Origin of the sequence: Microbacterium sp. CCH5-D1, assembly GCF_001557335.1 — a bacterium.
Taxonomy (GTDB): Bacteria; Actinomycetota; Actinomycetes; order Actinomycetales; family Microbacteriaceae; genus Microbacterium; species Microbacterium oxydans.
On record NZ_LSJW01000163.1, the window covers coordinates 1 to 9,647 of the forward strand.

The 9,647-nt window shown below is 70.2% G+C and carries 10 protein-coding genes and 1 pseudogene; 6 read left to right on the forward strand and 5 right to left on the reverse strand.

The window, feature by feature from the left end; genetic code table 11:
* From AX744_RS09955 to AX744_RS20985, 4 genes and pseudogenes are all read left to right on the forward strand, one after another.
* Positions 1–308 (forward strand): class II fructose-bisphosphate aldolase (locus AX744_RS09955; RefSeq protein WP_197429209.1); only part of this gene is annotated, 308 nt, incomplete at its 5' end.
* Entirely contained in the window at positions 308–1,084 is a 777-nt protein-coding gene (locus AX744_RS09960; protein ID WP_061016632.1) for a DeoR/GlpR family DNA-binding transcription regulator, read from the forward strand. The genes AX744_RS09955 and AX744_RS09960, both read left to right, overlap by 1 nt.
* Positions 1,085–1,102: 18 nt before the next feature.
* Positions 1,103–1,354 (forward strand): annotated as a pseudogene (locus tag AX744_RS09965) (ribbon-helix-helix protein); the annotation flags it as partial.
* Between the two features lie 121 nt (positions 1,355–1,475).
* On the forward strand, positions 1,476–1,697 hold the full coding sequence (locus tag AX744_RS20985; protein WP_231728780.1) for a type II toxin-antitoxin system PemK/MazF family toxin: 222 nt from the start codon (positions 1,476–1,478) through the stop codon (positions 1,695–1,697).
* Positions 1,698–1,955: 258 nt separating this feature from the next.
* On the opposite strand, the gene AX744_RS09975 is transcribed toward AX744_RS20985, so the two are convergent.
* The 4 genes from AX744_RS09975 to AX744_RS09990 all read right to left on the reverse strand — a co-directional run bounded on the left by AX744_RS09975 (position 1,956) and on the right by AX744_RS09990 (position 7,378).
* Entirely contained in the window at positions 1,956–4,406 is a 2,451-nt protein-coding gene (locus AX744_RS09975; protein ID WP_061016636.1) for a CHAT domain-containing protein, read from the reverse strand.
* 213 nt (positions 4,407–4,619) lie between these two features.
* Positions 4,620–6,188 (reverse strand): S8 family peptidase, encoded by a 1,569-nt coding sequence (locus AX744_RS09980; protein WP_061016637.1) that lies wholly within the window; start codon positions 6,186–6,188, stop codon positions 4,620–4,622.
* Positions 6,189–6,245: 57 nt separating this feature from the next.
* Positions 6,246–6,701, reverse strand: a complete 456-nt coding sequence (locus AX744_RS09985; protein WP_061016638.1) for a hypothetical protein — start codon at positions 6,699–6,701, stop codon at positions 6,246–6,248.
* Entirely contained in the window at positions 6,698–7,378 is a 681-nt protein-coding gene (locus AX744_RS09990; protein ID WP_231728781.1) for an RNA polymerase sigma factor, read from the reverse strand. The genes AX744_RS09985 and AX744_RS09990 overlap by 4 nt, the downstream gene beginning before the upstream one ends.
* 70 nt (positions 7,379–7,448) lie before the next feature.
* On the opposite strand from AX744_RS09990, the gene AX744_RS09995 reads away from it, so the two are divergent.
* Positions 7,449–7,667, forward strand: coding sequence for an SCO4848 family membrane protein (locus tag AX744_RS09995; RefSeq protein WP_046748092.1), 219 nt, complete (start codon positions 7,449–7,451; stop codon positions 7,665–7,667).
* A 24-nt stretch (positions 7,668–7,691) separates the two neighbouring features.
* Here AX744_RS09995 and AX744_RS10000 read toward each other — a convergent pair whose 3' ends face one another.
* Positions 7,692–9,059 (reverse strand): MFS transporter, encoded by a 1,368-nt coding sequence (locus AX744_RS10000; protein WP_061016643.1) that lies wholly within the window; start codon positions 9,057–9,059, stop codon positions 7,692–7,694.
* 74 nt (positions 9,060–9,133) lie between these two features.
* Here AX744_RS10000 and AX744_RS10005 point away from each other — a divergent pair.
* Positions 9,134–9,647 (forward strand): winged helix-turn-helix domain-containing protein (locus tag AX744_RS10005; protein WP_061016646.1); only part of this gene is annotated, 514 nt, incomplete at its 3' end.

Consider the following 9,647-nt stretch of genomic DNA (forward strand, 5'->3'; position numbering starts at 1 on the left):
CCGCCTCTCTCGACCTCGACCTGATCGGGCGCCTTCACGAGGCTCTCCCCGTGCCGCTGGTGCTGCACGGATCGTCCGGTGTCGCGGATGCCGTGATCGCCGATGCCGTGCGAGCCGGCATGACCAAGATCAACGTCTCGACGCACCTGAACGGCTACTTCACGCGCGCCGTCCGTCAGAAGCTCGACGCGGACGAGCGCCTGGTCGACTCCCGCAAGTACCTCGCGCCGGCTCGCGATGCCCTCGCGGACGAAGCCGCGCGCATGCTCCGGCTGTTCGCGTTGGAGACGACGGAAGCCGTGGCCTGATGAAGCGGGCCGCCCGGCTGAACGCGATCCTCGACCTGCTGGCTGCGAAGGGCGAGGTGACGGTCGAAGAGCTCGTCGAGGAGTTCGAGGCTTCGTCGGCGACCACGCGTCGCGACCTCGACACGCTCGCCGAGCAGCGCCTGCTCACCCGGACCCATGGCGGTGCGGTAGCGCAGACGGTCGCCTATGAACTGCCCATCCGCTACAAGAGCCACCTGCGCACGCATGAGAAGGCCAGCATCGCGCAGACCGCCGCCGGCCTGGTCGCACCCGGCATGGTGGTCGGGCTCTCCGGCGGCACGACCACGACCGCGATCGCCGCTGCCTTGGCCGCACGGGACGACCTCGCGGGGAGCGGTGGCATCACCGTGGTAACGAATGCCGTGAACATCGCTGCCCAGCTCGCCACGCGCCCCGACATCAAGGTGGTCGTCACCGGTGGCGTCATCCACTCGCGCAGCTACGAACTGGTCGGTCCGTTCGTGGAGCAGCTGCTGCGCGGAGTGCGGCTCGACATCGCCTTCATCGGTGTGAACGGGATGGACGCCGTCGCCGGTGCGACCACACAGGACGAGCGCGAGGCCGCGGTGAACCGGATGATGGCCGAACGCGCGCGCCGAGCGGTCGTGGTGACCGACGGCAGCAAGCTCGGCGTCGAGGCGTTCTCGACCGTCGGCGGCGTCGAGCTCTTCCCGACCGTGATCACCGACGCCGGGGCTGAAACCGAGGTGCTCGCAGCGCTCCGCGCGGCTGGATACGCGGTGCTGGTCGCCTGACGCCGCCGCACGGAGCGCGGTCATACTCAAAGTATGACTACGACGATCAAGGTGAGCGACGACCTGCGCGACCGGCTGAAGGAGCAGGCCGCGCGTGACGGTCTCACTCTCGGCGCGCATCTCGCTCACCTTGCCGACGCGGAGGACCGCCGTCGGAGACTGCAGTCGCTGAAGCATGCGATCGAACGGACGGCTGCGGCCGACAAGCAATCGCATGCTGCAGAAGCCGCCGAATGGGAGCGGACCGACCTGACCGACGCGACCGCGTGACTTCCTCCTCAGAGCTCGCACCAGGACGAGCCGTCTGGGCCGCACTCGAGCCGGCGCGCGGCAGGGGCAGGGGGGACATCGTCCCGTTCTCGTCGTGGCCTCGGCTGGATACTTGGATGCCGTGACCACGCTGGCCATCGTGCTGCCGATCACGACGACCGACCGGGGCTGGCCGAATCACGTCGTCGTGGACGGGCCGAGCGGACTGGACCGGCCGTCGTGGATCATGACCGAGCAACCTCGCACGCTTTCCCGCGACCGCCTCACGGGGACGGCAGGTGAGGTCACGGAGGAATGCCTGGCCTCGGTACGCGTCTGGCTCGGCGACTTCCTCGAGCTCTGAAGAGCGTCGCTCCCCCGGCACACCCCAAGGGCCCCGACGTCCCCAGATCGTCGAGGCCCTCTGAGGGTGCCGCGGCGGCCTGCCGCATCATCCTCGAGCAGATGGTGTCCGTGTCGTGTTCGCGCTCCCCAGTGCGCATGATCCCCAGATCCGACTGCGCCTCCCTCGCGCCTCTCCCTTCGAGGCCCTTCGCATGGCACCTTCCGAAGAACAGGAGCGAGCGGCCTCCCTTCTGATACATCGAATGGAGGAAAAGTTTCAGAATCCGCTGCCGTGGCACTGGAACGGGGCGCTCAGGCCGGTCTCGGCGGATGCCCGCGCGAGCGCGACGGCCGGTGCGGCACCTTCGGATAGGCCGGTGTGCACGGCGCTGAGGAGCTCGGCCGCGACGTCATCCGGAACGGCGACGGGGGCGGCGATCACGCAGTCGGCACCCGCGTGCAACCACACCCGCGTCATGCCCAACGCCTCTTCGCCCCACCGCACCGAGGAGCGCCCGAGCTCGCACGCCGACAGGATCACGGTCGACGGGACCTTCGGGATCAGGTCGACGTCGTAGCCGAACAGCACGCCGTCCGCGAGCTCGAAACCGGAGAACAGCGGGTTGTCCACCGCGTGCCTGCCGTGAGCCGCGATGTGGAGCACGTCGGTGGCCGCTGCGAGCTCGGTGACGGCGGCGACCGTCGCGTCCGAAGGCACCAGGATTCGCGGAGTGCGGCCGGTTCCCCGCCAGGTCGCCGCCGCGCGCTCGATCTCGTCGGCGGCGCGCGCTACCCGGGGCCCGGCGGCGAAGCCGATCATCGACGGTGCCGTCGTCGTGCGAGAGGGGACGCCCAGCAGGCGGGAGGCCGACGTCGCGAGGGTGAAGGGGACGCCGGAGATTCCGGGGAGCATCGCCCAGGGAACGCCGCCGAGCACACCGGGCACCGTGATCGCGAAGCGCGCTGCGGACGGCGCGGCGGACCTCACCGGGTCGAGCAGCTCCGCGTCGAGGACCGCCAGCCGTGAGGTGAGCGCCCGCTCGGTGACCGCGCCCATCAGTCCCCCACGCGTCAGCGCGGCCATATCGAGATCGGCGCGGAGGCCGTCGAGCGCCGTCTGCACCCGCCGCCACGACAGGTCGACGATGGTCGCGCCGGCCGATGTCGCGACCACGGCCTGCAGGTCGGATCCGGTGAAGATGTATGACAGGACCGCCAGGTCGGGGGCGAGCAGCGCCGTTGCCTCCGCGAGCCCGAGCCGCTCTCTGGTGCCGCCGGAGCCCGTCGCCGCCCACTGCCGCTCGCGTACCCTGTCGCGCAGTTCCCGCACTCTGGCATCCGTCGTCCAGTCGCCCCCGGCCAGCTCGGCGCGCAGCATCCGCAGCTCGGCCAGGTCCACCGCGAGCGACTCATCGTGTGGGGGTCGCACCGGGGCGACCTGCTGGCTGAGGTGGCGCGCACGCTCGGACCACTCGAACAGCGTGGCGGGGTCGCGCAATCGCGCCGCAGCGGAGAGCCCCGCGAACATCAGATCGCTGCCGTGCATCGCGACGGAGGCCTGGAGGTCGAGGGCGCCGAACGCCTGCTGCCAGGCGGTGAGCAGCTCGAGGCCGTCGGCGGCGGCGCGCAGGGCGTCGCGGTCACGGCCGGCAGCCGCGGCGCGCGCGGCACGCACCTCCTGGGCGCGGATGCGCAGCGGTGTCGGGGCGGTGTCGGCGATTCGCGGCAGGCGGCCGGAGCCATCACGGCGTGCACTCAGCCGCAGCCCCGTGGCCTCGGTGTGGAAGCCGCTCCGTTCGAGGGCTTTCGCCGTCCGCGCGAACGCCGCGTCGTCGATGCGGAGATGCGGCTTCGCTCGCTGCTGCGCCTCCAGCCGCACCGCCTCTGCCCGGGCCGCCCACCCGTCGTTCGCGAGCGCGGTGAAGCGTCGCGCCGCGGTGCGTGCTGCGCGTTCGGCTGCGGCAAAATCATGACGCAGGAGAGAGCGAGCCAGATGAAACTCCGACTCGCCTCTGGCCTGTCGCATCCGTTGGGTACCGAACTGGGCGGCGACCTGCTCGAGGAGTGCTTCGGCCTCGGTCGTGAGTCCCGCGTCGCGCAGCACCTCCGCGCGATCGAGGTCGCTGATGGCTGCAGCGAGATCGCTGATCGCGGCGAGCGTCGGGCGGGAACGTGTCATGAGCGTGAGCGCGGTGACGAGGTCTCCTCCGAGCAGGGCCGCGTACCCGAGGTTGTGCCTGGCCTCGGCGAGTGGCTCCTCGTCGTCGTTCGCCTCGTACACGGCCACCGCACGCTGCAGATCCTCGATGCAGGTCTCGAGTTCGCGCTGCTGCATCCGTACCACCGAGCGGTTCATCAGGCAGTTGGCGAGCTCGGTCGTCTCGTCTCCGATCGCGCTGATCGTGTCGATCGCACGGCTGAGTTCGATCTCCGCCTCGGCCAGCCGACCACCGTGCATGAGCAGTGTGCCGAGCTGTCCGCTGAGCACCGCGATGGTCTCGCTCCGCAGACCGGGCCGGCCGAGCGCTTCGCGGCACAGCTGTTCGGCGGCTGCCGGCTCCCCCGTCTGCGCGAGGACGTAGGCGACCGTGCCGTCGATGCGTGCGCGGAGATCGGGATCGTCGGCGCGGATGGACGCCGCGCCGAGGGCGCGCCGCGCCTGCGCGAACCGCCGGGCGTTCGCCGCCTCGACTCCGCGCCGGTGCAGCTCGATCGCGGACAGGGGCATCCCTCCAGGATGCCGTGCTCCAGGGCTGCGGGGAAGAGCGCGGATCGAGCGCGACACTCGCCGGGAGAAAGTTCATTCGTCGGATGACGCGCCGCGTCCTGATCCGGCATTCGTGCATTCGTCCTGCAGGTGCACCGCCGGGCGCCCCGGGCAGCCGCCCGGCACCAGGACGAGCCGCCCGCATCGGTACGGACGGCTCGTCCCGGGGGTGCGTCAGACGGGATCGATCGGGCTCGGCAGCGACTTCAGGACGGCGGCCACCGCCTTCGCCGCAGCGCTGGGGGTCGCTCCGCCGACCGGCACCGTACCGAGCTGCGCGGCGACCCGCGCCGCGACATACGGTGCCGAGAACGACGTACCACTCCACACCGCGAAGCCCCCGCGGTAATCGTCGGGGTCGATCGTCTCACGGCGCAGACCCTCGACGTCGGCCCTCGTCGCCGCCTGCGTGCCTCCCACGAACGCGGGCGAGGTGCTCACCACCGCCGCTCCGGGTGCGTAGGCCTGCACCCACGGACCGATGTTCGAGAACAGGGCGACCGACTGGCCGGAAGGATTCAACGCTCCGACGGAGACGAGCGGCGCGTCCTTGTCCCGGCGGATGCCGTTGTCCGCGCCCGGCCATGGCCACAGGGATGCCGGGAAGGAGGGGCGATCGATCGCGTCGTTCCCCGCGGAGCACACCACGACGCAGCCGAGTTCGCGTGCCTTGGCGAGCAGCTGGTAGAGCGTGAGGCTGAACAGTCCGTCGGTCGGCGTCTCGTGGTAGTAGCTGAGCGACAGGTTCAGCACATCGATCGGGAAGCCCGTCTTCGGGTTCTCGCGGTGGCGCACCAGCAGCGTCACGACCTGGGCGACCGTCTCGAGGAGCGTGCTCTCGTCCACGACGCCGAGCGCCCCCGCGACCCGGATCGAGAGGATGTCGGCGTCCGGAGCCGCCTGTCGGACGATGCCCGCGATGAAGGTGCCGTGTCCCGCGACCGCGTCGATCTCCCCGTCGAGCTGCCCGTACAGGTCGGGGTAGCGCTCCGGATCGGCGTCATCGGTCAGCCCGACCGGCACGCCGTCGAGGTCGACGGTGCGGGTGACGATGTCAGCGGGAAGCCAGGCGTGCTCGCCGCAGCCGGTGTCGAGTACAGCGACGACGGGTCGTCGTCCGCGCTTGGGGCTGGGACCGCGCACGGGCGCAGGCCCCACCCAGGTCACCGGCTGTCGTGCTCCGCGTCCGGGCTCGAGGTAGTCGTCGCTGCCGCCGGCGCCACCCGCACCGCGCACCGGGTTGGTGCGGGTGAACGGATTGGTGCGGGTGAACGGGTTCGTCCTGGTGAACGGATTGAGCCCGACCGGATCGATGGAGAGCACGTGGTCGAGGCTCGTGCGCGGCATCGTCGAGCGGGACATGCGGCGTGCGCGCTGGAGCACGCGCCAGGCATCCGGTGCGACGGGCGATTCACCGCGCACCGGCTCGTCCGGCGTGCGCAGCCGTGCGCGCAGGAAACCGGGAACTCCCGCCACGAGTTCGCCGTCGACCGCTGAGCGGGTGTCGTCCTCGATCTCGAGCTGCCAGCCGAACGTGTCTGCCGCGTCGCGGAGCGTGCGCACCTCCCGGTCGTAGGCCTCCTCATCGCCGAGAGCGCGGGTGATCAGCAGGCGTTCCGGCAGGTACGCCGTCGGAAACGCACGGATACCGTCCACCGGCTCCGTGCTCGGGTCGAGCGCCGTGCCCCGTCGGATCGATCCCTCCGCGCGGTCCTGCCAGGTCCATCCCCTGGGCTGATCCATGCGTCATCCTCTTCCTGCGGGTGGACCCGCGTCTTCATCGACGGGCGGCGCCCGTGGTCACAGCTCGAACTGCGGGGTCGCCAGTGTGCGCGTCTCGTCCCCGATCACGGTGGTCAGCTGAACGCGCGTGAGGCCGGGCGGGACGTCGTCGAACACGAAGCGTCCGGTCTCCTCCGGCGTGATCGACCTGGTCTTCTCGCCCTGGGTCAGGACGATCTCGGCGGCTGCGGTGTCGACCCAGCCGTCGACGCGGCGGCGTCCGGAAGCCGTCGTCGTCACGTGCAGCAGGATGCTCGTCGATCCGTCGCTGAACTGCAGGGTGAGCGCGTCGGCCTCGCCCCGCACCGCGCCCAACTGTCCTTCGACCAGCGTGAGCAGCGCGTATTCACGGTTCAGGCCGTCGGCGGCGACTGCGGCGACCATGCGGTCGATGAGGCCGGCGGGCATCGGATCGACCTCGCTCCACAGGGAGCGGAGCCGGGCGAACATCTGGGCGTCCTCGTTCTCGGTCATGCGAATCCCCCTGCCTGCGCTGTCGGTGGCGCGTCCAGCAGGGCGCGTAGTTTGGCGAGGCACCGGTTCCGCGTGGGGCCGATGCTGCCGACGGGCATGGCGAGGTCGCTGGCGATGCGGGCGTAGTCCGGACGATCCTCGAAGGCGATCACTCGCAGCAGCTTCTGGCAGCGCTCGTTCAGACGCCGCACGGCCGCCCACAGTCGCCGGTTCTCGTCGCCGAGGGTGGCGTGCTCTTCGGCCGACGCCTGTTCGGGCAGCAGCGTGTCGAGGTCATCCGCTTCGGTCGTGTCGACCTTGCCGTGCGCTTTCGCGACTTTCCAGGCCTCCCGGCGGGCGGTGGTCGTGAGCCAAGCCGATACGGCCCGTGAGTCGCTGATCGAGTCGTGGCCGCGGACGAGTCGCAGCCAGGTGGTCTGCACGACGTCTTCGGCGAGGGTGCGCTCCAGCCCATAGGCGCGCACGACGTGCCAGAGCACGGGCGTCATCAGCCGTACGAGGTCGTCCATCGCGCGGCTGTCGCTCTCGCGCCATGCGTCGAACAGATCCGCGGCGCGCTCCCAGCGTGCGCGCCCGTCGTCCGAGGCAGGATCGTGAGCGGTGCCGGGTGCACCGTCGATCATGAAGCCCATTGTGATCACACCTACCAGGAGCGCGGCAAGGGCTTTCTGATACATGTCTGCATCCAAGAATCCGCGCGGATGATCGTGCGGGGAGGCCCATAGACGAAGTCGATACCGTTGAGGGGTGATCCCCCTCGCCATCGTGCTGTTCCTCAACGCCGCCTTCAACGCCCTGGTCTGGCCGCAGTTCTACAAGCGCGTGTCCAAAGACCCCCGCGCGCGGGACGAGAACGGCAAGGCCACGGCGTTCCTCAAGGTGCATGCCGTCCTCATCGCGGTCGCGCTCGTGCTGGCTCTCGTGTCCCTGTTGGCGGGGATCGCCGCGCTGACCGGAGCGCTCTAGCGCCGACCGCGTTCTCCCGGGAGCTCAGGCCCTCTCGTACTGCTTCGCGTGCTCTGCCCAGCGGGACTCGACGGGCAGAGCGCGCAGCGCCCGGTTGCCGAGGGCCATCGCCACGGCGACGAGGCAGAGCGCTGCGCACACCAGGATGGTCCACTCCCGGCCGATCCAGGCGAGGCCGAAGCCGGCGATGAGTGGTGCCAGCGGCATCGCGCCCATGCCGAGAACACCGGCAGCGCTGTTGGCACGCCCCAGCAGGTGGCTCGGGGTAGCGACCATGAAGTAGCCCATCATGCCGGCATTGAGTGCCGGGACCAGCAGTACCGAGACGCCGAGCACCACGGCGATGATCAGCGGGTCGGTGACCATCGCCAGCACGATGGCACCCGCCGAGATCACGGAGAGCCCCGCGATCGCCAGGATTCCGGCCTTGATGCGCGGGATGAGCAGAGGGGCCACCACGGCTCCCGCGAGCATCACGGCGCCGATCGACGCGCTCAGGGCGCCGATGAGAAGCTCCGAATGTCCTTCCTGTTGGAGGGCGTAGATGATGGTGGTGATCGTGGCGTTGAAGCCGAGGTTGATGACCGTCGTGATGAGCAGCACCCCGCCGAGGTCGGGACGGGAGAGCAGCCACCCGAACCCCTCGCGGAGCTCCTTCCACGCGTCGGGCTTCGCCGCGGGCGGGGTCGTCGAGGTGCCGAAACCCAGACCATCCGCCGTGTCCGCGGCGTGTTCGGGCTCGACGCGCCGCGCAGCACGCAGGTGGTCTGGGTTTTCGCCCGCATCGACCACTCCGGCGCGACGCGCCTGACGCCCCAGCATCCACGCGGTCAGGGCCGCGATCACGTGGCACAGGGTCATGACCACGCCGACGAGCCAGCCGCCGACGCCGAGGAGCAGACCACCGAGCGGACCACCCGCCAGTTGGAGAGCGGCATCGCGCCCCTGATTCGCGGCCTGTGCGCGCCCCATCGCGTCGTCGGGAACGATCTCCTTGATGGCGCTCTCGCCCGCAACGTCGAAGAGTCCGCTGCGTGCGGCGAGCAGCACGTCGACCACGAGCAACGACCCGAAGGTCAGGGCGTCCCCCAGGGCGAGAAGCGTGAAGCCGCCGGCCAGCACGATGCCGATGAGCGAGCCGAGGAGCATCAGCGCGATACGGCGATGGCGGTCGGCCAGCACGCCGCCCGCAAGGGTCGTGAGGAGTCGGGCCGCCATCCCGACCCCGCCGATGATGCCCGCCTGAGCGGGGTCGTTCGTCACGATCAGAGCGAGCAGGGGGATCGCGAAGGCGAAGAGCGCGCCGGCGAGCCCCTTACTCGTATCGCTCACCAACCAGGTGAGGTAGCGCGTGTTCCGCCACAGGCGATGAGGCTCGGTGAGGGTGGTCATGCGTCGAGACTAGATGCGCAAGAAACATTGCGCAAGGCTTATTGCGCAATTGGAAGTGCGGGTAGGATCGGGGGATGACGGAGGATCGCACGAAAAGCGCGCGCGATGACCCCGCCTGGATGACATCGGCCATGCTGAAGGCCTACTCGCACCCGCTTCGGCGCCGGATGATCCGCCTCTTCGCCCGGCGGGACTTCCTCCGCGCAGCCGACATCGCCGCGGAACTGGGTGTGCCGGCGAACAGTGCCAGTTTCCACCTGCGCGCGCTCGCCGATGCCGGGCTGATCGAAGAGGCGCCGGAGAAGGCCCGCGATCGACGCGACCGCGTCTGGACGGGGCACAAGGGTCCCCTCAATGTGGGCGGCCCGGAGAGTCCGGTCGCCGACGAGGAGCTCGGCAGCGCCGTGATCGCCGCGCTGGTCGAGGATCACCACGACCTGATGCGCCGCGTGACAGCCTGGACTCCCGAATACGTCGCCGGTCGCACGGCAGAGGTGCATGCCGCCTTCACTCAGCGCACGATGCGGTTGACCGAGGCCGAATTCGACGACCTGATGGTGAAGATCAACGACGTGATGAGCGCTGCCG

Coding starts and splice junctions, on each gene's coding strand:
- AX744_RS09960 (WP_061016632.1), top strand. CDS start 308: ATGAAGCGGGCCGCCCGGCTGAACGCGATCCTCGACCTGCTGGCTGCG.
- AX744_RS10000 (WP_061016643.1), bottom strand. CDS start 9,059: ATGACCACCCTCACCGAGCCTCATCGCCTGTGGCGGAACACGCGCTAC.
- AX744_RS09990 (WP_231728781.1), bottom strand. CDS start 7,378: ATGTATCAGAAAGCCCTTGCCGCGCTCCTGGTAGGTGTGATCACAATG.
- AX744_RS09975 (WP_061016636.1), bottom strand. CDS start 4,406: ATGCCCCTGTCCGCGATCGAGCTGCACCGGCGCGGAGTCGAGGCGGCG.
- AX744_RS09980 (WP_061016637.1), bottom strand. CDS start 6,188: ATGGATCAGCCCAGGGGATGGACCTGGCAGGACCGCGCGGAGGGATCG.
- AX744_RS09985 (WP_061016638.1), bottom strand. CDS start 6,701: ATGACCGAGAACGAGGACGCCCAGATGTTCGCCCGGCTCCGCTCCCTG.